Below are 26,593 nucleotides of genomic sequence, written 5' to 3' on the forward strand. Positions count from 1 at the left end.
GAACTATGGATTTAACAGGAAAGAACATTGTTATCACAGGAAGCCTACGTCCTCTAACTCGAGAAGAAGCCATACGATTTTTAGAAAGTAAAGGAGCTGTCGTTCAAAACTATATATCTTCTAGGACAGATATATTGGTTTTAGGACACAAGCAGTTGAATCTTTTTGATCTAGATAAAAGGTCTAAAAAGCATGATGAAGCGCTTAGACGAATATCAGACGGTCAATCCATCACTTTCCTTTCAGAAGAATCATTCTTTGATTTAGTCAAGAAGTCTCAAGATTGAGGCTTCTTTTATTGTACAAAAAAGTATATAACTTTTTATACAATTCATTCCTGAAGGATGATGGGGAAAATGCTATTGTCCCTTTAAAAGATATTTTCGATTATTCATTATAATGTGAGTGTCAAAACAAATATAAAGGAGAAATTCATGTACGATGAAAAATACGGTGTACCTAGAGATATCTATGCCAAAATCAAGATCATAGGCCTTCTTATCATAGATATTGCTTTTGTAGGAATTACTGGAGTAATCGCTTTGAGCGTTGGCTTAAAAATCTTTCCTAAAAGCCAATGGATACAGATGTTCGCATTCATTTTTTTAACACCAGTTCTGAGTTTGTATCTGGTGTTACCAGCTAACGGTGGCAAAAAGAATTGGCACAGCATGTTTCTGTTCTTCAGACGAAGAAGAAAACGTTATATCAGCTTAAATTACATCAGAAGGAGAAAACCATAATGGCGATTAAACAAATTAAATCCCCCAAAAATGAGAAACGTCCGCTGGGGCGTATTCAAGAAACGAAGAGACAAACGCAGGAATATTTTGATTTGCATTCTTGCGTTGAGTTGTTAGATGTAAAATCAATCATTCCAAACAGCCAGGCTTATATTCAGTTAGTTGATTATGGCTACTTGCAGCTGATGGAGATACCAGGTAAAGATTTAGGATCGATGTCTTATAACGAGGTTATGAGAACCATTGAAAATTTTGAAACCTGGTTGACTCGATTTGGATCGAATATCCAAGTGGAGACGACAACTTTACCAACAAATACAGATACGCAAATTTCTGACTTGCGCCATCATTTGGATTTAGTGCGACAAGAAATGTCTAAGTTATCAATAAATGATAGACGTTTTTTACAACTCAAGGATCGTGAAATTTGGCTTCAAAGCCAAATTAAAGTTGAAGAAAGCATCCGACAAGAAGTCTATAATACAGAGTTCATACTGTGGCTATTTGCGCCCACAACAACCGAATTGGACGAATTGGTTCGTAAGGCTAAAACCTATGGAAATAATGATTTTGTTCCACAAGATATCAGCTACAGGAAGAAAATTCAGATTATAAAGCAATACAACAATATGAATGAGAAAGTGTAGGAGAGATAGCATGCCTGATTTATCAAAACGTAGACAAAGACAATTAAAGAATGAAGGATATGACCTTGCTTTCCTTAGCCAGATTCAACCGCAAGGAAATATTGATTTTAAAAAGGATGATCGTTTCTGGATAAGTGGAGATGGATGCCATACGGTCTTACACTATTATGAGTATCCAACTGAAGGAATGGATCGTTTTTGGCTTTCTGAATTGTTGTTGCTTCCTGGAACACGTTCCTTCCTGTCACTGTACAAGGAGGATAATAGACAGCTTCAAAAAGAGATTGAGGACTCTATTGAAGAGAAGTCAACACGGATTACAAACAATAGCAAACTAACCAATAATCGGAAAGAACTAGATGAGATTGACAATCTTAATAAACTAAGCCGTGAAATTGATAAGCGGAATATAGCTATGTATGGGATGTATATTCGTGTCTTTGTGTTTGCATCAATCAAAGAAGAGTTATTCAAGAAGGTTGAAGAAGTCAAAGACAAAACGTCGAAATTCAAATCCACTATTCTGTCTGGAGAATTAGATTTTGAATACCATGCTCCATTTATTCCAGCCGAATATCAGATTGATTTGCCCAATCATCGAAGAGGGATACCGACTCCAGCTCACTCAATAGCTGGTGGATATTTCTTTAATCATACGAAGCTAGAAGATGAGAAAGGCTTCTATCTTGGATGGACTCCAACTAACGGAGCGGTAAATTTCAATTTTCTAGAACGTGACGAGAAAAGAACACGATCCTTTATGATCCTATCTGGAAATCCAAAGATGGGACAACGATCTTTTCTTATGAAACACACAGACGGTCTCTATGCGAAGGGGCATTATATTCGTAACTTTGATGCTACTGGCCAGTTTCTTGATCAGACACGAAAACAACATGGATTGATTCTTGATTTATCAGGTGAGGCTAACCGTATCAATATCTTCCAGGTATTTCCAACAGTGACCAATGAAGCAGGAACTGAAATCGATAAGAAGAAATCCTACAACCTTCATATCGAGAAACTGAAGAGTATCTATAAACTCCTGAATAATGAAGTGACAGGAGACGATTTAATCACATTTGGAACTCTCCTGAATGAGTTTTATATTGAGGGAAATATGTGGGCTCGAAATCCTTCATTGAATCCAGAAAAACTGAAAGCGACGGATATTGTGAAGGAAGAGTATCCTATTCTGTCTGATTTTATTTTGTTTGTTGATGCCTACAAACGTCGACTGGAACAAACTAGTACGGATAAAGCCGAACACAAGGCTGTTAAGCGTATTTACAACACGTTTAACGAACTATTGACAACAAACGCAGAAATTTTCGAGGGGACAACCAAATTTCAAGATATTTCTTCAGAGCAAGTTGTGACATTTGACTTCTCAGGTTTGAAGAACGCCCCTCATTTGTTAAATGTTCAAATATTCTCTGTTCTTTCACTTGTCTCGGCTGATATTGTCAATAACGGAAAACGCTGTAAGCAATTACTGAAGAGACGTCCTGACTTAACGGAGATGGATATGCAGCACTATATTGTCAATATTAGTGGGGCACAGACACTCATTGACCCTAAGCATGAAAGTAGTGTCAACCTTCTGGCTGATATGATTGATACAATGGGCGAAAACTTTGCTGGTGTTGTATTGTCTGTTAATTCACTGCGAGGGATTCTGTTTGAGACGGGGATTGGCACTCATAAGGATCCGTACGTAACGGCAGTCCAGAGGATTTTTGGTCTGATGCAATATAGAGTTTTTGCTCAGACGGACGAAACCAGTGTTCCTCTACTAGCTAACGCCTTATCTGGATCAATGAACCAGTCTGAACTAGAGACTTTGCCTCGTCTGAAGAAAGGACAGTTATTCATGAATATTGCAGGGGTAGGAAATCTGGTCTTTAACCAACAGCTGTTAGCCCCTGAAGTTGAGCGCTATGGCGGTATTGAGTAAGAAAGGAAGGTAAACCAGAATGGCCAAAAATAAACTAGGAATGATTGCCAGGACTAAGCAGAGATTTGATCAATACGTATTGATTCGTAAATATCGCATGCAACAAGAAAGAGATTATTTCGCTTCAGAGGGAGAATCTGATCCAAAACGCCTGGAAGCACAAAAAGAACGAGATAAGGAGTTTTTGAACGGTCTCAAGAAGATTGGAATAGGATTTATTGTATTTTTAGTTTTTTATGGAATTTTGCGAACAATATTAGGATTGTGGTAAATAAGCGAGGTATCCATGAAAAAAATATTTAAACTGAAGATCCTCATTCCTTTTGTGGCTCTCCTATTAATTATCAATGTTGGGATAACCATGTTAGTTGGGATAATGGGAGCTGTAACCAATAATGGAAGAAATGATTGTGGTGCTGTAGAAACAACATCTTCAACTGGCGACTCCACAGTTTCTTCAGCGGATGGTTCCATCGATGAATTTGTAAAAAAGCACAAGGAAGCCTATATCCTGTCTTGGAAGGCAGGAGGTTTCCTACCTTCAGCTTCTATCACTCAAACAATGATAGAGAATGGCTTCAATTTTACGAATCCTAATGGTACTTCCTTCTGGAAAGCTCACAATATGGGAGGTGTTAAAACCTCTAGTAAAAGTAATTTTCCAGTTACTCTTGCGACGTATGGTGAAGATAGTGTTGATTTAAGTGGGACAAAGCCTGGAGCGAATGTCGGAGACGGTACAGGAGGAGCTTATACTTGGTTCTCTAGCTACGATGCAGGGATCGTAGGGAAAGCTGAGTTTATGGCTCACCAGACACTCTATAAAGGGGCTATAAACAATACAAATGGTATTGCTAGCCTATCTGCTATAGCAGATGGTGGATGGGCCACAGATGGCACTTATAAGAGTAAACTAACTGATATGTACCAAAAACTAGGTACGAAGTATCAGTGGCTTGATAAGGAAGCTATTGCTGCTCATGGCGAGAAACCTTATGAAGGATCCAGTACACAAGATGTCAGTTCTTCAGATAGTGCAGTGTCTTCTTCAGCTGAAAGAAGTGGATGTGGAGAGTCAGGTAGCAGCACCGATGGAACGGGAACTGTCCCTTCAGATGCGACTGCATGGGGGTATAAACCAGAAGACTTACCAGATAGCTTGAAACCATTCATTATTGATCCTAAGAGCCTAGGCATGGATTATGCTAAGTCTACAGGATGGTATAATCCTGGAAGTGACGAGTATGCTGGACAATGTGTGAATCTTACAATTAGCATGGGAAATCACTTATGGGGTCATTCTGGCTCCGTACAGGGCGATGGGAAAGATCAAGCGGCGGCATGGGCTGCAATATTTGGAAATTCGGTTAAGACTACACCCAAAAGAGGCGCTATTTTTTCTTCACAGGTAGGAGGCGGAGGATATGGTCATACTGGAATTGTATGTCATGTTTTCGAGAATGGCTCTATCTTATTTGTAGAACAAAATACACCTCTGAGTGGTTGGGATCAGTTCAAAACTCCATATACATGGAATTATCGTATTTGGACTAAATCACAACAACAAGAACAGGTAATCTCTTTTGCTTATCCAGATGACAGAGAAGCTAAATTAAGTTCAAATTAAAAGGAGGATATAAGATGATTGATTGGATAAAGGAGAATATGGTTGTATCGATTGTAGTAGGTATTCTATTGGTTTTGGCAGGAATAGGGATTGTATCGAGTTTCAGGCCATCTCAACAAACTAAAATAGAAGAAACGGCTCAGGTGAGTTCTTCAGGAACCGCACAAAACGAACCGTCTTCCAAAGAGGAAACAGCAGATGAGAAGAATTATCGGACAGCTAAGCTAAAACTAGAACGCCCCTATGCAGAGGCAAGCTCAGAAGACAAAAAAGAAGTGTTAAAAGCCTTTGAAGAAGCAGTAGCAGATATAAAAAAGACGAATTTTCTGCCAAATGTAAAGGGAACAATTGAGAATCATTTATCTATGACGCAGAATGCGATGGTTCAAACCTTTGCGATGGCTCTTCTGACGAATCAGTATGATTTTCAACCTAAACAATTGGAAGTGATGCCAACTGAATCAGATGATGTGATTCAATTTTTGGTTGTTCTAACTAAAAATGGAGAAGAGAACAGCTATTTCGTTGGAAATTTCAATACTACGGTTCAACAAATCCAGCTAAAAGCCTATGTTGGCGGAAATATAGGTGGTACATACGGATAATAAGTTGCACAAAAAGTTATATAACTTTTTGTGCTTTTATATTGACAAACAAAGTTGTTTTAGTTATAATTAAGTATATAAAAAGTTATATAACAAAATATACAATTATCCAAGGAGGGAATCATGAAGATTCAGACTACAAACTTAGGAAAAGGTGGCGGTGGTAAGACTACAGATACCTTTAATGAAGGGGATTGGTTGGCACGTGTTAAGGGGCTTAGAACACTACTCATTGATGGAGCTTGGGAATGTAATTTGACAAGAACATTTGATGTAAAATGCGAGAAAACTGTCTATGATATATTTACGACTGGAGAGTATGAGATTGTTCCAATATCAGAAAATCTCAGTTTGATTTGTGGTGATGAGCGTTTGACAGATGAGCAGTTAGATCTTGCCAGTCGAAACAACAAGTATCTCCAGTTGTTTATGTGGTTTAGCGAACATTACGAAGAGTTAGAAGCACAATTTGATGTCATTCTGATTGATACGCACAATGATGAGAGTTTAGTTACAGCAAATTTTATAGCTGTATCAGATATTGTCTTGGCTGTTTCTGATGCCTCTCTTAATGGTTTTCGTGCCTGGTTATCTTTGAAAAATTTTGTAGATTTCATTAAGAGCGAAGCTATCGAAGTGATTACTAAGAAAAGCTATGTTAAAGCAGAACCTTATCTTATTGGAAATAAGATCAAGTACGTTGGAAACAATGTAACAGACACTTGTAAACAATTTTTAGAAGTTGTTGAAGAAGATCAGGCTTATCTGGGATCTATCCAGGAGAAAGAGCTCATGGCCAAGAGTCTTGTGATTAGTCAGAGTGTTTTTGAGCAGCATGAAGAGATGACAGCTAACCAACAAGAGACACATAAAAAGTTTTATGATAATATAAACTATGTATATGAAAATATTTTGAGTGTGTTAGAAGGAGAGGTAGCATGACAGAGAATCGATTCGCACAAGTAAAACAAACATTCCAAAGTACACCAAAGAGAGAGAAGACCCCTTCGTCGAGGAAACAAAATCAGGAGGCTAGAAAGTCTCCTGAAAGCTATAACAAAAAGCAAAGATATCCATTCTCTTTACATCATAATGTTCGATACGATATGTTAGATGCTTTAGTAGAGTATCACGGTGAAAAATCAGCTTCATCTTATCTCGAGAATCTGATTATAAGAGAATGGGAAAAGATGGAGCGAAAGAAAAAATAGCGTTCCATAAGAAAGGAAATGCAGCAATGAAATACTTATCAAATCTATCAGATATTCCTGAATTTTCTTCAGCAGCAATAGATTCAGGACAAATTGTCATCCCTCGTCCAATAATAGACAACCCACAGTTCAATGATTTGAAGAGTAGTGGAATTTTTCTCTACATGCTTTTATTAAATCGTTTAAGAGCTGCAGTTGACTTTGAATTAAAAGGATATGATGAAAATGGAAATACTTTTGTATGTTACCCTATAGAGGAGCTAATGGAGTCTCTTCAATCAGGTAAAAGTAAAGTGATTTCTTTGAAAAAGAAGCTAAAGAATCATGGTTTAATTGAAGAAGTACGCCAAGGATCCAATCTACCCAATAGAATTTACCTAACAGATGAGATTTTAAAATATTACTGATGAAGTAGGAGGAATCTATGATGATTTTCATTGATATTAAAAGACTTGTTCAGCTGTTCTTTATTTTTATCGGAGCTATAGCAATCTATGTGTTCTATAAAACATTTGGGCTTAGTATGGTGTTTATAATTGTTTTAGGATTGGCCGTTTTAAGATTCGCTCCAGCTTTCCTTCCAGTTGTATTATTACTGTATTTGGGACTTCACTTTACAGGTGGTTTTTCCTTTATTGCAGATGGAATTGTGACGGTTTTATGGAGTATTATTTTGATTCCTATGGGGATAGCTACTATTGAAATGAGCAAATCCTATTTGAGTAAGAAAGAGAAACCCTGGTATGACAAGTAAGAGTTTATCTGAAAAGATAGGCTCTTTTTTTGTCAGAACAAAGGATTATTTGAACATTCAGGTCAAAATTTATTAAAATAGGCGTAATTTTAATAAGGGAGGATTCTGAATGGCTTTCTTTGATGAGAGAGAATTAAAAAATCAATTGCTGTTTCAAAATGCAAAAGAATTTTATAACTTTGTTTCTAGGTATGATGAGGAGATGATTCCAGTTATGAAAGCAAAGGGCTATACCTGTATTCATTCAATGGAGCGAACCGTCGCTTTTACATTTGGAGAGTTTACTTTCAGAAGAAGACGTTGGAAAAAGGGAGATCATTGGGTCATTCCAGTAGATGAAAAGTTAGGGCTTCAAAAGAACGTCCGCTTCTCCTGGGAATTTATGTATCAGGTGGCCAAATTATCTACTTTAATGCCATATGATAAAGTAACTCAGGTGATCCAATTGACTTATCACATCTCTATCACAAAGCCAATTGTAGTAAAAGCTGTAAAAATCTGCGAGAAGTTGTTGGAGGAAAGAGAAGGCTATCGATATTATGAAGAGAATAAAGAGGTTAGCAAAAGAAAAGCCCAGGTTATTTATATTGAGGGTGATGGTGTGATGGTTAAAGCACGTGACACACAGAAGGATAATAAACATTATGATTTATCCCATTTTGTAGTCCATACGGGAAGCCAGAAAGTTGGCAGCAATCGATTTGAACTCCAGGACAAAAAAGAATTTATTGGCCTTGACAATCGCTTAGTGAGGGAGCAGGTAATCGATTATCTATTCAATAATTACGAAGTTACGGATCAGACTTTATTGATTACGAACTCTGATGGGGGTCATGGATATACACCCTATGTTTTCAAAGAAATAGCGAAGGTTTTGCGAATTAAACGACACGAACATTTTTGGGATGAGTACCATGTAAATAAGGAGTTGAAGAATTATTTAAAATTTTACTCTGAAGATCTATTAGAGAGAGCTTTCCAGGCGATTAAGCAACATGATAAGCAGTTAATGAGAACAGTCCTAGATACAACCGAAAGTTATATCGAGACAGAAGAAGAACAAGAGTTATTTGAGAAGTTCAAGAGTAAAATATTGAGAAATTTTCAATATACTAAACCAGCTGAACAAAGAGGCTTCAGCCATGCAGGAATCGGGATAATGGAGAGTCAGCATCGTAAGGTTACTTATAGAATGAAAAAAAGAGGAATGTACTGGACACTTGCTGGAGCTGAGACGATGAGTAGGATAATTGTTTTGAATTATGAAGATTCTTTGAGGGATCTATTCTTTGGCAACTGGAGAGAAGATTATGAAAAATTTATTTCTTTAGAGGAAGTTTCTGCTTATACCATTAAAAAAAGAATGAGTAAAACGGATAAAGAAAATACATCTAGATATCAATGTTACCCTGATAGTAAAAGATTATCTTACTTCCGAAAACAATAGAGGTACATAATAAAGTATATAAAAAGTTATATAACAAAAACCTTTGTAAAAAAAGGTCTTTTTGTGCTACAATCAAGCATAAAATGCTTGCACGGTATGTAAAAATGTGTTATAATTTACTTAAATTAATCGAATAAAAAAAGACGAAAAGTGCGCTAACACTTCTCGCCTTACCGAGTAAGAACTCGTCCTTCTTACTCAGTCTTTAATTAATGATACCTGATAAGTGTATCAATGTCAAGACTGAGCAAGAAATTTGTTCAGTCTTTTTTTAAAACTCGGTGATGTTCTCCTAAAAAATGTATGAATTTAGGCGTTCTAAAAAATTCTACCGCATACAATTCTGAAAATTCTGTTGACAACTTTCTGAAAAGGGTCTATAATGGAATGTAAATTTTAAAGGAGAAAATGATGAAAAGTTCAAAATTACTTGCCCTTGCGGGTGTGACATTATTGGCAGCTGGTACTCTGGCTGCGTGCTCTGGATCAAGTTCAAGTGCTAAAGGTGAGAAGACATTCTCATACATTTATGAAACGGATCCTGATAACCTAAACTATTTGACAACTGGTAAGGCAGCTACATCAAATATTACGAGCAACGTTATCGATGGCTTGCTCGAAAATGACCGCTATGGTAACTTTGTGCCATCTATGGCTGAGGATTGGTCTGTATCTAAGGACGGCTTGACTTACACATATACGCTTCGTAAGGATGCAAAATGGTATACCTCTGAAGGTGAGGAATACGCAGAAGTCAAAGCTCAAGACTTTGTAACAGGACTTAAATATGCTGCTGATAAAAAATCTGATGGTCTTTATTTAGTTCAAGAATCAATCAAAGGATTGGACGCCTATGTGAAAGGAGAAATTACAGACTTCTCTCAAGTAGGAATCAAGGCCCTTGATGATTATACAGTTCAGTACACATTGAACAAGCCAGAAAGCTTCTGGAATTCTAAGACAACGATGGGAGTTTTGGCTCCAGTAAATGAAGAGTTCTTGAACTCCAAAGGGGATGACTTCGCTAAGGGAACTGATTCAAGCAGTATTCTCTACAATGGTCCATTCTTACTTAAATCAATTGTTGCTAAATCTTCTGTCGAATTTGCGAAAAATCCTAACTACTGGGATAAGGACAATGTCCATATCGATAAGGTTAAATTATCATTCTGGGATGGACAAGATACCAACAAACCAACTGAAGCTTTCAAAGACGGTAGCTTTACAATGGCTCGTCTCTTCCCAACAAGCGCTAGCTACACAGAGACTGAAAAGGCATTTAAAGACAATATCGTTTATACACAACAAGACTCTACTACTTATTTGGTAGGTACGAATATCGATCGTCAGTCTTATAAGTACACTTCTAAGACAACGGATGAAGAAAAAACATCAACCAAGAAAGCTCTTCTAAACAAGGACTTCCGTCAAGCTCTTGCTTTTGGTTTCGATAGAACGGCTTATGCTTCTCAAGTGAATGGTGCAAGTGGGGCAACTAAACTGCTTCGTAACTTGTTTGTTCCTCCTACATTTGTACAGGCAGATGGAAAGAACTTTGGCGAAATGGTCAAAGACAAATTGGTGACTTATGGTGACGAGTGGAGCAACGTGAACTTGGATGATGCTCAAGATGGACTCTACAACCCAGATAAGGCCAAAGCAGAATTTGCTAAAGCTAAGACAGCTCTTCAAGCGGAGGGTGTGAAATTCCCAATCCACTTGGACATGCCTGTAGACCAAACCAATACAACAAAAGTTCAACGTGTCCAATCTTTTAAACAGTCAGTTGAAGAAAATCTAGGATCAGATAATGTGGTTATTGATATCCAACAGCTTCAAAAAGATGATGTTCAAAACATTACCTACTTCGCTGAAACTGCGGCTGGAGAAGACTGGGATATTTCAGATAACGTGGGTTGGTCTCCAGACTTTGCAGACCCTTCTACCTACCTTGATATTATCAAGCCTTCTGTAGGGGAAAATACAAAGACCTATCTAGGATTTGATTCTGGAACAAACAATGCTGCTGCCAAGCAAGTTGGTTTGGAAGACTACGAAAAAATGGTTGTGGAAGCTGGGGAAGAAACTACTGACGTTTCAAAACGTTATGAAAAATATGCTGCTGCCCAAGCTTGGTTGACAGACAGTGCCTTACTCATCCCAACAACTTCTCAAACTGGTCGTCCAATGTTGTCTAAGATGGTACCATTTACACTTCCGTTTGCATACTCTGGTAACAAGGGTATGAGCGAAGCCCTCTTGTATAAATACCTAGATGTACAAGACAAGGCGGTAACAACAGAAGAGTACCAAAAAGCTCAAGAAAACTGGTTGAAAGAAAAAGAAGAGTCTAATAAGAAGGCTCAAGAAGACCTCGCAAACCATGTGAAATAATTTTGCAGGATATGAGAAAGGATTTAGTATTCCTCTTGGATGCTAAGTCCTTTTTATATCTTTAAAGCGAGCTTTTAAATTTGGGATGTCTTGAGAAATTTTTGCGAATTTTCCTTTTTCCTATTGCTTTCTTAGATATTATTTGTTATATTAAAAGTATAATTATTTTTTTATTTATGACAGTTAAGCACGGTACTTTCAGAGAAAGGAGTATTTTTTAAAAAAGAAATGTAAACGCTTACTGTGAAGTGAAAGGATTAAGGAGTTTATGGATAAACGATTTTTTGAAAAACGCTGTAAGTTTAGTATTCGTAAGTTTACGCTTGGGGTAGCTTCGGTGATGATTGGAGCGACTTTCTTTGCTGCTGCCCCAGTTTTGGCTGATCAAGCAAGGGTTGGTTCAACAGATAATTTGCCAAGTGAACTGGCTGATTTGGATAAGAAGGCTAGTGATGAGGGGCACGATTTTGACAAGGAAGCTGCCGCTCAGAATCCTGGTTCAGCTGAGACTACTGAAGGCCCTCAAACAGAAGAAGAGTTGTTGGCTCAAGAAAAAGAAAAGTCTGAAAAGCCAAGCAATTTGCCAAAAGAATTAGAAGGTAAGTTGGAGAAAGCTGAAGACAATGGGCGTGAAGTTGACAAGGATCAATTGGCCCAAGATACTGGGAAACTCGTCCCAGAAGATGTGGCTAAGACTACCAATGGGGAATTAAACTACGGCGCGACTGTTAAGATCAAGACGCCATCAGGAGAAGGTAGCGGTATTGTCGTTGCTAAAGACCTTGTCTTGACGGTTTCTCATAACTTTATCAAGGACAGCCAAGACGGCAATATCCGTAAGGTTGTGGACAATGATCAAGGGGATGGAGATATCTATAGCATCTCATATCCAGGATTGCCAGATGTCAAGTTTAGCAAGAAGGATATTATTCATTGGGATCGTGAAGGCTACCTGAAGGGCTTCAAAAATGATTTGGCCCTAGTGAGATTGCGTACAGTTCTCGAAAATACGCCTGTTGAAGTAACCAAAAAGCCAGTAGTTAAGAAAATCGGAGATAAACTTCATGTCTTTGGTTATCCAGAAGGGAAATTGAATCCGATTGTCAATACTACAGTTGATTTTGTGGAACCATACGGAGAAGGTGTCCAAGGGATTGGTTACCAAGGAGGCAAACCGGGTGCTAGTGGTGGCGGTATCTTTGATACAGAAGGCAAACTAGTCGGTGTTCACCAAAATGGTGTAGTTGGAAAACGTAGTGGTGGCATTCTCTTCTCACCAGCTCAACTAAAATGGATCCAAGACCACATACAGGGAATTTCAAGTGTGAAACCAGCAGACTTGGAAGAGAAAGAGAAACCGGCTGAAGAAAAACCAAAAGAGGATAAACCTGCAGCTGCTAAACCTGAAACCCCTAAGACAGTAACCCCTGAATGGCAAACGGTAGCAAAAAAAGAACAGCAGGGAACAGTTACGGTTCGTGAAGAAAAAGGTGTCCGCTACAATCAATTGTCTTCAACTGCACAGAACGACAATGGCGATAAACCAGCCTTGTTTGAAAAACAAGGATTGACAGTTGATGCTAATGGAAATGCAACGGTTGATTTAACCTTCAAAGATGATTCTGAAAAGGGCAAATCACGCTTTGGTGTCTTCTTGAAATTTAAAGATACCAAGAACAATGTTTTTGTTGGTTATGACAAAGATGGCTGGTTCTGGGAGTATAAATCTCCAACCGATAGCACCTGGTATAAGGGGGGACGTGTAGCAGCGCCTGAGACAGGAACAATTAACCGCCTATCAATTACCCTCAAGTCAGATGGACAACTCAATGCAACGAATAATGATGAGAAACTCTTTGATACGGTCACTTTGCCAGCAACTGTTAATGAAACTCTCAAAAATGAGAAGAAAATCGTCCTAAAAGCTGGTTCCTATGGCAATGAGCGAACAGTTGTCAGCGTTAAAACAGACAATCAAGAAGGTGTAAAAGCAGATGATACTCCTGCCCAGAAAGAAACAGGTCCGGCCGTTGACGATAGCAAGGTGACTTATGATACGATCCAGTCTAAGGTCCTCAAGGCAGTAATCGACCAAGCCTTCCCACGTATTAAAGAATATAGTTTGAACGGGCATACCTTGCCAGGACAGGTGCAACAGTTCAATAAAGTATTTATCAACAAACACGAAGTCACCCCTGAAGTTACCTACAAAAAAATCAATGAGACAACAGCAGAGTACGTGATGAAGCTTCGCGATGATGCTAATCTTATCAATGCGGAAATGACAGTACGCTTGCAAGTTGTGGACAATCAATTGCACTTTGATGTGACCAAGATTGTCAACCACAATCAAGTCACTCCAGGTCAAAAGATTGATGATGAAAGAAAACTGCTTTCTTCTATTAGTTTCCTTGGCAATGCTTTAGTCTCTGTTTCAAGTGATCAAGCTGGTGCTAAGTTTGATGGGGCAACCATGTCAAACAATACCCATGTTAGCGGAGATGATCATATCGATGTAACCAATCCAATGAAGGATTTGGCTAAGGGTTACATGTATGGATTTGTTTCTACAGATAAGCTTGCTGCAGGTGTTTGGAGCAACTCTCAAAACAGCTACGGTGGTGGTTCGTATGATTGGACTCGTTTGACAGCCTATAAAGAAACAGTTGGAAATGCCAACTATGTCGGAATTCATAGCTCTGAATGGCAATGGGAAAAAGCTTATAAGGGCATTGTCTTCCCAGAATACACGAAGGAACTTCCAAGTGCCAAGGTTGTTATCACCGAAGATGCCAATGCTGACAACAAAGTCGACTGGCAAGATGGTGCCATTGCTTATCGTAGCATTATGAACAACCCTCAAGGTTGGGAAAAAGTCAAGGATATCACAGCTTACCGTATCGCGATGAACTTTGGTTCTCAAGCACAAAACCCATTCCTCATGACCTTGGATGGTATCAAGAAGATCAATCTCCACACAGATGGTCTTGGGCAAGGTGTTCTCCTTAAAGGATATGGTAGTGAAGGTCATGACTCAGGCCACTTGAACTATGCTGATATTGGTAAACGTATTGGTGGTGTCGAAGACTTCAAGACCTTGATCGAAAAAGCGAAGAAATATGGAGCACATCTAGGTATCCACGTTAACGCTTCTGAAACCTATCCTGAGTCTAAATACTTTAATGAAAATATTCTTCGTAAGAATCCAGATGGCAGCTACAGCTACGGCTGGAACTGGCTAGACCAAGGGATCAACATTGATGCTGCTTATGATTTGGCGCATGGACGCTTGGCTCGCTGGGAAGACTTGAAGAAAAAACTTGGTGAAGGTCTCGACTTTATCTATGTGGACGTTTGGGGCAATGGTCAATCAGGTGATAACGGTGCCTGGGCTACCCACGTTCTTGCTAAAGAAATTAACAAACAAGGCTGGCGCTTTGCGATCGAGTGGGGCCATGGTGGTGAATACGACTCTACCTTCCAACACTGGGCAGCTGACTTGACCTATGGTGGCTATACTAATAAAGGTATCAACAGCGCCATCACACGCTTTATCCGCAACCACCAAAAAGATTCTTGGGTTGGGGACTACAGAAGTTACGGTGGTGCAGCCAACTACCCACTTCTAGGTGGCTACAGCATGAAAGACTTTGAAGGTTGGCAAGGAAGAAGCGACTACAATGGCTATGTAACCAACTTGTTTGCCCATGATGTCATGACCAAGTACTTCCAACACTTCACTGTAAGCAAATGGGAAAATGGAACACCAGTTACCATGTCTGATAACGGTAGCACCTATAAATGGACTCCAGAAATGAAGGTTGAGCTAGTCGATGCAGCAGGTAACAAGGTTGTTGTGACTCGTAAGTCAAATGATGTCAATAGCCCACAATACCGTGAACGTACAGTAACGCTCAACGGACGTGTCATCCAAGATGGTTCAGCTTACTTGACTCCTTGGAACTGGGATGCGAATGGTAAGAAGCTTCCTACTGATAAGGAAAAAATGTACTACTTCAATACGCAAGCCGGTGCAACAACTTGGACCCTTCCTAGTGATTGGGCAAATAGCAAGGTTTACCTTTACAAGCTAACTGACCAAGGTAAGACAGAAGAGCAAGAACTAACTGTAAAAGATGGCAAGATTACCCTAGACCTTCTAGCAAATCAACCATACGTTCTCTACCGTTCAAAACAAACCAATCCTGAAATGTCATGGAGCGAAGGCATGCATATCTATGACCAAGGATTTAACAGTGGAACCTTGAAACACTGGACCATTTCTGGTGATGCTTCCAAGGCAGAAATTGTCAAATCACAGGGTGCAAATGAAATGCTTCGTATCCAAGGTAATAAGAGCAAGGTCAGTCTTACTCAGAAACTGACTGGCTTGAAACCAAATACCAAGTATGCGGTTTATGTTGGTGTCGATAACCGTAGTAATGCTAAGGCAAGTATCACAGTGAATACTGGTGAGAAAGAAGTGACTACTTATACCAATAAGTCACTCGCTCTCAACTATATCAAAGCTTATGCTCATAACAATCGTCGTGACAATGCTACAGTTGACGATACAAGTTACTTCCAAAATATGTACGCCTTCTTTACAACTGGATCTGACGTATCAAATGTCACTCTGACATTGAGTCGTGAAGCTGGTGATGAAGCAACTTACTTTGATGAAATTCGTACCTTTGAAAACAATTCAAGCATGTACGGAGATAATCATGATACAGGTCAAGGAACCTTCAAACAAGACTTTGAAAATGTAGCTCAAGGTATCTTCCCATTTGTAGTAGGTGGTGTCGAAGGTGTCGAAGACAACCGCACTCACTTGTCTGAAAAACACGATCCATATACACAGCGTGGTTGGAACGGTAAGAAAGTTGATGATGTTATCGAAGGAAATTGGTCATTGAAGACAAATGGACTAGTGAGCCGTCGTAACTTGGTTTACCAAACGATTCCGCAAAACTTCCGCTTTGAGGCAGGTAAGACTTATCGCGTAACCTTTGAATATGAAGCAGGATCAGACAATACCTATGCCTTTGTAGTCGGTAAGGGAGAATTCCAGTCAGGTCGTCGTGGTACTCAAGCAAGCAACTTGGAAATGCATGAATTGCCAAATACTTGGACGGATTCTAAGAAAGCTAAGAAAGTAACCTTCCTCGTGACAGGTGCAGAAACAGGCGATACTTGGGTAGGTATCTACTCAACTGGAAACGCAAGCAATACTCATGGAGATGCTGGCGGAAATGCCAACTTCCGTGGTTATAACGACTTCATGATGGATAATCTTCAAATCGAAGAAATTACCCTAACTGGTAAGATGCTGACAGAAAATGCACTGAAGAATTACTTGCCAACTGTAGCCATGACTAATTACACCAAAGAGTCTATGGATGCTTTGAAAGAGGCGGTCTTTAACCTCAGTCAGGCAGATGATGATATCAGTGTTGAAGAAGCGCGTGCAGAGATTGCCAAGATTGAAGCTTTGAAGAATGCTTTGGTTCAGAAGAAAACAGCTCTGGTAGCAGAAGACTTTGAAAGTTTGGATGCGCCAGCTCAACCAGGCGAAGGTCTAGAGAATGCCTTTGATGGTAATGTATCTAGTCTATGGCATACATCTTGGAATGGTGGAGATGTAGGCAAGCCTGCAACCATGGTCTTGAAAGAACCAACTGAAATCACAGGACTTCGCTACGTTCCACGTGGATCAGGTTCAAATGGTAACTTGCGTGATGTGAAACTGGTTGTCACAGATGAGTCTGGTAAAGAACATACCTTCACAGTGACAGATTGGCCAGATAACAACAAGCCAAAAGACATTGACTTTGGCAAGACAATTAAGGCTAAGAAAATTGTCCTTACAGGTACTAAGACTTACGGAGATGGTGGAGATAAATACCAATCCGCTGCTGAGTTTATCTTTAGTCGTCCACAGGTAGCAGAAACACCTCTTGACTTATCAGGTTATGAAGCAGCTTTAGCTAAGGCGCATAAATTGACAGACAAAGACAATCAAGAGGAAGTGGCTGGAGTTCAGGCGAGCATGAAATATGCGACGGATAACCATCTCTTGACGGAAAGAATGGTCGAGTACTTCGCAGACTATCTCAATCAATTACAAGATCAAACAGCTAAACCAGACGCTCCTACAAGCAGCAAGGGTGAAGAGCAACCGCCAGTTCTTGATGTACCTGAGTTCAAAGGTGGCGTCAATGCGGCAGAAGCAGCTGTACATGAAGTCCCAGAGTTCAAGGGCGGTGTCAATGCAGTAGAAGCAGCTGTACATGAGGTCCCTGAGTTCAAGGGCGGCGTTAATGCAGCAGAAGCAGCTGTTCATGAAGTCCCTGAGTTCAAGGGTGGGGTCAATGCAGTAGAAGCAGCTGCAAATGAAGTCCCTGAGTTTAAGGGTGGAGTCAATGCAGTTGAGGCCTTGGTAAATGAAAAGCCTGCCTACACAGGTGTATTGGCTACTGCTGGAGATCAAGTAGCTCCAACAGTTGAAAAACCTGAGTACCCGCTCACTCCAAGTGCAGTAGCTACTACCAAAACTCCAGGAGCTAAAGATGAAGAGAAACTTCCTGCTACAGGAGAACACAGCTCAGAAGTGGCCCTCTTCTTAGCAAGTGTGAGCATCGCTTTATCTGTTGCAGTCCTTGCGACAAAACGTAAAGAAGACTAAACAGATTTGGTTTTAGCAGTTCAAAGCAACTAGAATCAAATAGGATTAAACAGCCGGAGAGGACCTCTTGGTTCTCTCCTTTTTCAAAGGAGAAATGATACCGCTTACTCATGTATGCGGATGAAAGGAATAGGAGAAAGATGGATAGACATTTTTTTGAGAAACGCTGTCACTATAGTATAAGAAAATTTGCAATCGGTGCAGCCTCCGTTATGATTGGTGCTAGTATCTTTGGCGCCAATATGGTTCAGGCGGCAGAAACAGCAACACCTTCAGAAACAGAGGGAAGCATCACTCATGTTGAAGCGCTGGATAAGTTACCCGATGATTTAGCTGCTGCGCTTGAAAAAGCAGATGCAGAAGCTGCAACAGAAGCAAGTCATGAAGAAACTCCAGCGATTGACGAAGGAAGCAATCCTCCAGCAAGTGAAGAGGCAAAACCAGAGACAAGTCCTGCAAGTCCCAAGCCAGCAGAAACGCCGAAATCGGTTGAAACACCAAAGGTGGATAATCAACCTGCGGGAACCACTACACCAGCAGTAAAACCAGCTGAAGAGACAATCGAAGATAGAGAAGATGTCAACCATCTCGAGGGTGCTACTGCCCAGGCAAGCAACCATGAGACTGGAACCAACTTTACTGCAGATAAAGCTATTGATGGAGATGACAATACCCGTTGGGCTACGGACAAAGATGTACCAAAACCAACCTTCGAATTAACTCTTCCAAAAACTACCCTCATCAAGCATGTAGAAATTGACTGGGATCGTCGTCTTCGTAATGGGCAAAATGACCCCAATATCAAATCTTGGAGTCTCTACTACGCAGGTCAAGAAGACGTGGGCGCTAACGGAGAAAAACAATGGAAACTCGCTCATACCAAAACTGGAGATCCTGTTTTAGATGAGAAAGTAGATCTAGCTGAAAGTATCAAAGCTAAGTATCTCAAACTTGAGGTCAATGATTACCAAGCGGGAACAATGAACTGGAGAAACGTTGGAATCCAAGAAATTCGAGCTTATTCTAACGTTCCGGACCATAGTAAGGTAACGGATATCCGCCAAGTAACCGAACTAACAGTAGCAGAAGACGGACAATCTCTTGTCTTGCCAACTTTACCAGGAAAAGTCAGTCTTATCGGAAGCAATAAACAAGGTGTAATTGACCTTCAAAATCGTATCTATAAACCTTTGACAGATCAACGCGTCAAGGTCATGGTCCAACAAATCAGAGACAGTCATACCTTTACCAAAGAGTTTGAAGTAGTCATCAAGGGTCTACATCAGGACGAAGGTGTGGGTGTGAAACCAAAAGTAGCACCAGCTGTTCAACAATGGTATGGGAAAGAAGGCCAATCTTCTATCACTTCAGATACAGTCCTTGCAACAGGAGATTCAGGCTTTGATCAGGCTGCAAGCTTCTACCAGTCAGACCTTGCAAGCCGTGGATTGGAACTTGCAATAGGTGACAAACAGGCTCAAAAACGAATCGAGTTTAAAAAGGTTGAAAACAAGGGGTACGGTAAGGAAGGCTATGGCATCACTATCCAAGGTGATGTGATTACCATCGAAGCTGCAACGAACACAGGAGCCTTCTACGCCACTCGGACTCTTCTTCAAATGGGGGAAAGCAATCTCCAAAATGGAGAAATTCGTGATTTCCCAAGTTTCAGCCACCGTGGCTTTATGCTGGATACAGGTCGTAAATTTATCCCTTATGACACCCTTGTAGACATCATGCTAAACATGGCCTACTACAAGATGAACGACTTGCAGTTGCACCTTAATGATAACTATATCTTCCTTAAGGAACACTTGGCAGGTAAGAATTTAAGTCCAGAAGAACAACTCAAGTATGTACTTGAACATGCTAAGACTGGTTTCCGTTTAGAGACAGATATTGTCGGTAAGAATGGTCAAAAATTAACATCAGATGAGCATTATACCAAGGAAGAAATGCAAAATCTGATTAAATTGGCCAAGGCTCTTCATATCAACCTAGTACCAGAAATTGACACACCAGGACACGCACTTTCATTTGTTAAAGTTCGTCCCGACCTCATGTATCAAGGTAGTCTGAGCGATTATGCAGGCAAGCACAATGTTGAGCGTGTTGCCATGCTAGACCTAGATAATAAATACGATGAAACGCTAGCTTTTGTCAAATCAGTTTATGACAAACTCCTCGATGGTCCAGATGCACCACTTCATGGGGTATCCACTGTTCATATTGGAACGGATGAATACTATGGTAGCAGAGAAAGCTATCGTCGCTATGTCAATGACCTTATCAAATACATTAAAGGAAAAGGTTATACCCCTCGCATCTGGGGCTCACTCAGTGCGAAACGAGGTAAAACAGCGGTTGATTGGAACGGAGTAGAGGTTGATATCTGGAGTATCGGATGGCAACGACCAAATGAAGCCATTGCTCAGGGAGCTAAGATTATCAACATCACAGATGTACCGACCTATAGTGTGCCAAGTGGAAGCAATAGTCAAGCAGCTTACGGGGACTATGCTAACTACGAACGTCAGTACAATAGCTGGACACCGAATGATTTTAGAACAGGTGGAGGTCCACTTCTACCAGCTTCTCATCCAAGTATCCTTGGTGGTGGTCACGCAGTTTGGAATGATAATATCGACCTTCATGAGACCGGTTTGACCTCTTATGATATCTTTAAACGCTTCTTCAAGAGCATGCAAACCACTGCAGAACGCACCTGGGGATCTGACCGTGCAGCTGCGACCTTTGCAGAACGCACCCTACCAACGAGCCCTTATGCGCCACAGTCAAATCCTGATAAAGAGATTGATCAAAGCGACTTGTTTACCATCAATCCTGAAACAGTCAAGAACTATGCAAGCAAGAAAGTGAAGACAAGCGAGCAGGGATTGGCTTTTGAGAAAGGCAGCAGTATCGAAGGCTTGGCAGGTGATGTTGGTCCAAGTCACGTCTTGAAGTTTGATGTAACTGTCACTGGAGACGGAGAACAAACCTTCTCAACTAGTGGGGACAATCGGATCTATCTAGCTGATAAAGACGGCTACCTTGCTTACCAGTTTGAACAGTTCCATATCCAATTCAATAAAAAACTTGAAAAGAACAAACGTTATCAAATCTCTATCGTAACCAAACCACAATCTACAGAAGTCTATGTGGATGGTGAAAAGATTGAGCGTATAGCAAATCCAGCCCATCCTCGCTTTGCCCACAATAGCTTGGTACTACCGCTTGAAAGCATCGGTGGTTTCAAAGGAATCTTGCATAGTGCAGAGTTGTCGGATAAACCATTTGTAAATCCTCGTTTGATTTCAAATGATAAGATTACAGCAACCGCAAGCAGTCAGCAACTTCCAGGAAACGCGACTGAAGGCGCTGTTGAAAAGGCCTTTGACAATGATCCAAATACCTTCTGGCATACTAAGTGGACTGGTGACACTGCGCCATACACCCTTACTATGACCTTGAAAGAAGCAGAAAAAGTCAATGGCTTGACGTATCTCCCACGTCCAGGTGGTGGAAATGGTGTCGTGACGCGCTACGAAATCTACGCACAAAAAGATGGCCAAATGGTCAAGGTTTCAGAAGGAAGCTGGGACAACAACGCCCAAGAAAAAACAGTCAACTTTGCGGCGGTAGATACCAACAAGATTGAGTTGAAAGTATTGGAAGGCGTTGGTGGTTTTGCAAGTGCAGCTGAAGTTCATCTATTGAAACCTGTTAAAGAAGAGCAAGAAACGCCTGCACCAAGTCAACCAGAAAAACCAACTACACCTGAAAAACCAACTACACCTGAAAAACCAAAAGTAGACCAAACCGGTGATGGAACAGTTGAATTGGCAGATCAATTCACTGCAAGTAAACCAGCTAGCGAAGACAGCATTGCAGCTGCCAGCAAGAGCGCAGACTATCTCAAGAAAGAGTACAAGGTCTTCCCAACTCCACAAAAAGTGACTTATGGAGAAGGAGTCACAGCCCTTCGTAAGCAAGTCAATCTGGTCATGGGCGATCAACTCGATATCTATACTCGCAATCGCTTGAAGAGTGTCTTGCAGGATAATCAAGTATCTTATACAACTGGTAAGTCAGCAATCGCTGGCGCAACCAATATCTATCTTGGAGTGCATGGACAAGGTTCACAAGCAGAGCAAAACTTGTCCAATGTTTCAGCAGGTCTCTTTGACAAGATCGACGCCTATGTCTTGAGCATCAAGGATAATTCGATTTCCATCGTCGGAAAAGACACAGATGCAGTCTTCTATGGTTTGACAACTTTGAAACACATGCTCAAGGAAAGCCAAGTGCCAGTCCTTCGTAATGTGACAGTAGAAGATTACGCAGAGCTCAAGAACCGTGGTTTCATCGAAGGTTACTATGGAAATCCATGGTCGAATGCCGATCGAGCAGAGCTCATGCGTTATGGTGGCGATTTGAAATTGAACCAATACTTCTTTGCACCAAAAGACGATCCATACCACAACAAGAAATGGCGTGAACTCTATCCAGAAGAAAAACTAGCAGAAATTCGTGAACTTGCTCGTGTCGGAAATCAAAGTAAAACTCGCTATGTCTGGACTATCCATCCATTCATGAACAACCGCATCCGCTTTGGCAATGAAGCGCATTACCAAGAAGATTTGGCAACCATCAAGGCTAAATTTACCCAGTTGATGAAAGTGGGTGTCCGTGAATTTGGTATCCTTGCAGATGATGCTCCAAGCCCAGTCGGTGGCTACAATAGCTATAACCGCTTGATGCAAGATATGACCAAGTGGTTGACTGAAATGCAGGGAACTTACAGCGGTCTTCGTAAAGAAATGATCTTTGTTCCTGGCCAGTATTGGGGTAATGGACGTGAGGATGAGTTGAAATCCCTCAATGAAAATCTCCCAAGATCAACAACCATGACCTTGACGGGTGGTAAGATTTGGGGTGAAGCCTCTGAAAGCTTCCTTTCAACTCTCAAGAACAATCTATCCGCAGGTGGCAAGACCTATCGCCCAGTTTCACTTTGGATTAACTGGCCAGTAACAGATAACTCGAAACAACACTTGATTCTAGGTGGTGGTGAGAAATTCCTTCATCCAAATGTGGATCCAAGCTTGCTATCTGGTATCATGTTGAACCCAATGCAACAGTCTGAACCATCTAAGATTGCCCTCTTTTCAGGAGCTCAATACTCATGGAAACAGTGGAAATCAGAAGAAGCTAAGAAAATCAATGACATTGCCTTCAACTTTGTAGAAAATGGTCATTTTGAAGATAGCAAGGTATCGGCAGCCTTCCGCGAACTTGGTAAGCACATGATCAATCAAAACATGGATACTCGTGTCGTCAAACTAGAAGAATCTGTAGACTTGGCTCCAAAATTAACAGACTTCATGACCAAGCTCAAAGCAGGTCAGGATGTGACTGCTGAACGTGCAGCCTTGCGTGCAGAATTTGCCAAGATTAAAGAAGCAGCCGAACTTTACAAAGCATCAGGCGATAAAAAGATGGTTGCGCAAATCCACTATTGGTTGGATAATGCAATCGACCAAATGAATGCTCTCGATGCCTTCCTTACAGGAACAGAAGCTATGGCTACAAACGATGCAGCCAAGCTTTGGGACAGCTACTATAAAGGCTTGAAGTTCTACGAACAGTCTCAAACTCACACCTTCCATTATGTAGATCATATGGAAAAAGCTGAATTGGGTGTTCAACATATTCGTCCATTTATCCTATCCTTGAAAGAAGTTCTAGCGTCTGAAGTTCAAAAAGTCTTGCATCCAGACCAAATCATCAGCACCTTTATCACCAATCGAACAGGTGTAGAAGGTGGTTTAGCAGAAGTGACGGATGGCGATTTGGCAACTCATGCGATTATTAAATCACCAAATAGCATCAAGACAGGTGATTATATTGGTATGAAGTTTAACAAGCCGGTAGATATCCAAATCTTGACCTTTGCTATGGGAACGCAGGCAAATCCACGTGATACCTTTAGTAAGGCAGAAGTGCAGTATCAAGATGAAAACGATAACTGGGTAACCTTGAAAGAGCCAAGCTATGTCGGAAATGAATCCCTTCTTAAGTTTGACAATCTCACTATCAAGGCCAAGGCAGTTCGCATGATTGCGACAGCAGATCGCGAGAATACTTGGTTTGCAGTTCAGGAAATTGCAGTCAACCGTCCAGTTGAAAAAGCTCGTAGCCAACAAGCAACGACAGTCAGTCTAAGCTCAAACTTAGTTTACAAACTAAATACCTCAGCTCGTCAAATCACTGATGGCAAGGACAATACAGAAGCCATGATGGCAAACGCTGACGGTAGCAATACCACTCCAGTAGATGCCTGGGCACAACTTGACCTCGGTGAAGTCAAGTCAGTCACTAAAGTTCGCCTTCGTCAAGGAACAGGTGATAAACTTGCCGCAGGTGTGCTTGAGTATTCTACAGACGGCACTGCATGGCAAGAGTTGGATCGCCTATCAGGAGAACAAACCAAGGAAGTGACTAGAGCAATCAATGCTCGTTACATCCGAGTACGCAATACCAAGGCCCTCGACCTATGGTGGCGTATCCAGGACTTCTCTGTTGAGACACGCTCTGGAAATAGCGAGTTAACAGACACCAACGTGGAATCCTTGAAGGAAACGCCGGTAGTGGATAGCTTGGGCAGTTATGAGCTTCAAATTCCATCTGGAACCAAACTCCCTGCTCATAGCTATCTAGGAATGAAGCTTGACCGTATCCATCAAATCAAGAGCATCCAGCTCCAAGGTCAGGCCAACCCTGCTCTTAGCCTTGAGTACTCTGCAAATGCGCAAGAGTGGACGCCAGCTAGCCAGTTGACAGACAGATCTGTAGTGAGTCACTTGGTACGTTATGTTCGTCTGGTCAATAAAACAGATCAGGAACAAGCTGTGACAGCCACTTCTCTCCTTGTGACAACCAAAGAAGTGCAACCAACCAAATTGGAATCAACTTCAATGGGCATTCATCCAACATACGGAAGCAATGATGTTCGTAAACTAAACAACCTAGATCAATTGTTTGATGGTGTTTACAACAACTTCGTTGAGTTTTCAGACTACGCCCATAAAGATGGTCACGTAACCTTGAAGCTTGGTAGCGAACGTACCATCAAGAAGATCAGAGCCTACATCCAAGACGGAACTCAAAACTATCTTCGTGATGGTAAGATTCAAGTCAGCCAAGACGGTAAAACTTGGACTGATGTCGTTACAGTAGGAGATGGTGTGGGCAATAGCACACACGATGATTCATTGACAGATGGTTGGACACATGATTCTAAGATGCCAGGAAATCGCTACATCGAGGGCGAATTGACGACACCGGTCAAAGCCAATTATCTCCGTGTCCTCTATACAGCGGATTATGATGCCCGTTTTGTAGGATTTACGGAATTGGTCATCAACGACGGTGAATTTGTCAAACCAATCAATGATCCAACAGTAGAAGGAAACGGTGGAGAAAGCCAAGGCAATCTTTATAATAATCTTGTAGACGGCAAAGTCTTGACCAGCTACAAGTCTGAAAAAGACAAGGGTGAATTGGTGTATCACTTGTCTGAGCCAACTAATGCCAACCATCTTCGTCTTGTCTCCAGTCTTCCTGAAGGAGTGAAAGCACGTATTCTTGCTAGAACACTCAAGGATGGTCAAGACAGTTGGCTAGACCTCGGTGCCATTACATCTAGTCTCCAAACTTTTGCTATCCGAAATGGCGGCTCTCTTCTAGATGTCAAGTTAGTCTGGGAGGGCGGCAAGGCTGAGTTTTATGAATTGGCAAGCTTCCATCAAGAATTAACAGAAGAATCGGTTCAATCAAGCAAGGGCGAAGAACCAGTACCCGTTCTTGAGGTTCCTGAATTCACGGGTGGTGTCAATGCAACTGAGGCCTTGGTACATGAAGTACCAGAGTACACAGGCCCAATCTCAACAGTAGGAGACCAAGCTGCTCCAACAGTAGAGAAACCTGAGTTCAAGGGCGGTGTCAATGCAGTGATGGCTCTAGTGCATGAATTGCCAGAATACACAGGCCCGCTAGCAACAGTAGGAGACCAAGCTGCTCCAACAGTAGAGAAACCTGAGTTCAAGGGTGGTGTCAATGCAGTGATGGCTCTAGTGCATGAATTGCCAGAATACACAGGCCCGCTAGCAACAGTAGGTGATCAAGCTGCTCCAACAGTAGAGAAATCTGAGTTTAAACTTAGCTCACTTGCTTCAGATGAAGGTAAGGCACCGGAACTAAAACAAGAAAGTGCTAGACCAGAAACAGCTGAACAAAGCTTGCCAGCAACAGGTGAGAGCCAATCTGACACAGCCCTCTTCCTAGCAGGTGTTAGCCTAGCCCTATCTGCTCTCTTTGTAGCAAAAACAAAGAAAGACTAGTATTTAGTAAAACCTCTTAACAAGATTACGAAATCCGTTTCCTATCTTTCCCAATGAGGTTTATAGTACAGAAAAAGCCTGAGAAGATGTCTTCTCAGGCTTTTATTAAGCACAT

Annotated in this window: 15 protein-coding genes; all 15 read left to right on the top strand. The window is 41.0% G+C overall.

Features of this window, described 5'->3' with window-relative positions:
- Positions 1–5: 5 nt before the first annotated feature.
- The 15 genes from MK396_RS02410 to MK396_RS02480 all read left to right on the top strand — a co-directional run bounded on the left by MK396_RS02410 (position 6) and on the right by MK396_RS02480 (position 26,478).
- Complete coding sequence (locus tag MK396_RS02410; protein ID WP_084851016.1) at positions 6–287, top strand: BRCT domain-containing protein; 282 nt, start codon at positions 6–8, stop codon at positions 285–287.
- Positions 288–434: 147 nt separating this feature from the next.
- Positions 435–743 (top strand): DUF5592 family protein, encoded by a 309-nt coding sequence (locus MK396_RS02415; protein WP_268723543.1) that lies wholly within the window; start codon positions 435–437, stop codon positions 741–743.
- Entirely contained in the window at positions 743–1,390 is a 648-nt protein-coding gene (locus MK396_RS02420; RefSeq protein WP_268723544.1) for a hypothetical protein, read from the top strand. The genes MK396_RS02415 and MK396_RS02420 overlap by 1 nt, the downstream gene beginning before the upstream one ends.
- Positions 1,391–1,400: 10 nt before the next feature.
- Complete coding sequence (locus MK396_RS02425; RefSeq protein WP_001113074.1) at positions 1,401–3,347, top strand: hypothetical protein; 1,947 nt, start codon at positions 1,401–1,403, stop codon at positions 3,345–3,347.
- 19 nt (positions 3,348–3,366) lie between these two features.
- Positions 3,367–3,618 (top strand): hypothetical protein, encoded by a 252-nt coding sequence (locus tag MK396_RS02430; protein ID WP_001107251.1) that lies wholly within the window; start codon positions 3,367–3,369, stop codon positions 3,616–3,618.
- Positions 3,619–3,633: 15 nt separating this feature from the next.
- Positions 3,634–4,974, top strand: coding sequence for a CHAP domain-containing protein (locus MK396_RS02435; protein WP_000718093.1), 1,341 nt, complete (start codon positions 3,634–3,636; stop codon positions 4,972–4,974).
- Positions 4,975–4,988: 14 nt separating this feature from the next.
- The gene (locus MK396_RS02440; RefSeq protein WP_061420473.1) at positions 4,989–5,579 is read left to right on the top strand and encodes a hypothetical protein; all 591 of its coding nucleotides are present in this window, start codon (positions 4,989–4,991) and stop codon (positions 5,577–5,579) included.
- A gap of 123 nt (positions 5,580–5,702) precedes the next feature.
- The gene (locus tag MK396_RS02445) at positions 5,703–6,521 is read left to right on the top strand and encodes a ParA family protein (protein WP_049494020.1); all 819 of its coding nucleotides are present in this window, start codon (positions 5,703–5,705) and stop codon (positions 6,519–6,521) included.
- The gene (locus tag MK396_RS02450) at positions 6,518–6,790 is read left to right on the top strand and encodes a hypothetical protein (protein ID WP_000138500.1); all 273 of its coding nucleotides are present in this window, start codon (positions 6,518–6,520) and stop codon (positions 6,788–6,790) included. The genes MK396_RS02445 and MK396_RS02450 overlap by 4 nt, the downstream gene beginning before the upstream one ends.
- A gap of 26 nt (positions 6,791–6,816) precedes the next feature.
- Positions 6,817–7,197, top strand: coding sequence for a replication initiator protein A (locus MK396_RS02455; protein WP_061421583.1), 381 nt, complete (start codon positions 6,817–6,819; stop codon positions 7,195–7,197).
- Between the two features lie 17 nt (positions 7,198–7,214).
- Positions 7,215–7,544, top strand: a complete 330-nt coding sequence (locus MK396_RS02460) for a hypothetical protein (protein WP_125328178.1) — start codon at positions 7,215–7,217, stop codon at positions 7,542–7,544.
- 109 nt (positions 7,545–7,653) lie between these two features.
- Complete coding sequence (locus tag MK396_RS02465; protein WP_268723545.1) at positions 7,654–8,991, top strand: ISLre2 family transposase; 1,338 nt, start codon at positions 7,654–7,656, stop codon at positions 8,989–8,991.
- A 411-nt stretch (positions 8,992–9,402) separates the two neighbouring features.
- Positions 9,403–11,385 (top strand): peptide ABC transporter substrate-binding protein, encoded by a 1,983-nt coding sequence (locus tag MK396_RS02470; protein ID WP_268723546.1) that lies wholly within the window; start codon positions 9,403–9,405, stop codon positions 11,383–11,385.
- A gap of 268 nt (positions 11,386–11,653) precedes the next feature.
- Complete coding sequence (locus tag MK396_RS02475) at positions 11,654–18,073, top strand: SpGH101 family endo-alpha-N-acetylgalactosaminidase (protein WP_268723547.1); 6,420 nt, start codon at positions 11,654–11,656, stop codon at positions 18,071–18,073.
- Between the two features lie 140 nt (positions 18,074–18,213).
- Positions 18,214–26,478 (top strand): SIALI-17 repeat-containing surface protein, encoded by an 8,265-nt coding sequence (locus MK396_RS02480; RefSeq protein ID WP_268723548.1) that lies wholly within the window; start codon positions 18,214–18,216, stop codon positions 26,476–26,478.
- Positions 26,479–26,593 lie beyond the last annotated feature (115 nt).

The organism is Streptococcus oralis, assembly GCF_026782235.1.
Taxonomy (GTDB): domain Bacteria; phylum Bacillota; class Bacilli; order Lactobacillales; family Streptococcaceae; genus Streptococcus; species Streptococcus oralis_CC.

Coding starts and splice junctions, on each gene's coding strand:
- MK396_RS02450 (WP_000138500.1), top strand. CDS start 6,518: ATGACAGAGAATCGATTCGCACAAGTAAAACAAACATTCCAAAGTACA.
- MK396_RS02470 (WP_268723546.1), top strand. CDS start 9,403: ATGAAAAGTTCAAAATTACTTGCCCTTGCGGGTGTGACATTATTGGCA.
- MK396_RS02445 (WP_049494020.1), top strand. CDS start 5,703: ATGAAGATTCAGACTACAAACTTAGGAAAAGGTGGCGGTGGTAAGACT.
- MK396_RS02440 (WP_061420473.1), top strand. CDS start 4,989: ATGATTGATTGGATAAAGGAGAATATGGTTGTATCGATTGTAGTAGGT.
- MK396_RS02410 (WP_084851016.1), top strand. CDS start 6: ATGGATTTAACAGGAAAGAACATTGTTATCACAGGAAGCCTACGTCCT.
- MK396_RS02420 (WP_268723544.1), top strand. CDS start 743: ATGGCGATTAAACAAATTAAATCCCCCAAAAATGAGAAACGTCCGCTG.
- MK396_RS02425 (WP_001113074.1), top strand. CDS start 1,401: ATGCCTGATTTATCAAAACGTAGACAAAGACAATTAAAGAATGAAGGA.
- MK396_RS02430 (WP_001107251.1), top strand. CDS start 3,367: ATGGCCAAAAATAAACTAGGAATGATTGCCAGGACTAAGCAGAGATTT.
- MK396_RS02455 (WP_061421583.1), top strand. CDS start 6,817: ATGAAATACTTATCAAATCTATCAGATATTCCTGAATTTTCTTCAGCA.
- MK396_RS02460 (WP_125328178.1), top strand. CDS start 7,215: ATGATGATTTTCATTGATATTAAAAGACTTGTTCAGCTGTTCTTTATT.
- MK396_RS02475 (WP_268723547.1), top strand. CDS start 11,654: ATGGATAAACGATTTTTTGAAAAACGCTGTAAGTTTAGTATTCGTAAG.
- MK396_RS02480 (WP_268723548.1), top strand. CDS start 18,214: ATGGATAGACATTTTTTTGAGAAACGCTGTCACTATAGTATAAGAAAA.
- MK396_RS02465 (WP_268723545.1), top strand. CDS start 7,654: ATGGCTTTCTTTGATGAGAGAGAATTAAAAAATCAATTGCTGTTTCAA.
- MK396_RS02435 (WP_000718093.1), top strand. CDS start 3,634: ATGAAAAAAATATTTAAACTGAAGATCCTCATTCCTTTTGTGGCTCTC.
- MK396_RS02415 (WP_268723543.1), top strand. CDS start 435: ATGTACGATGAAAAATACGGTGTACCTAGAGATATCTATGCCAAAATC.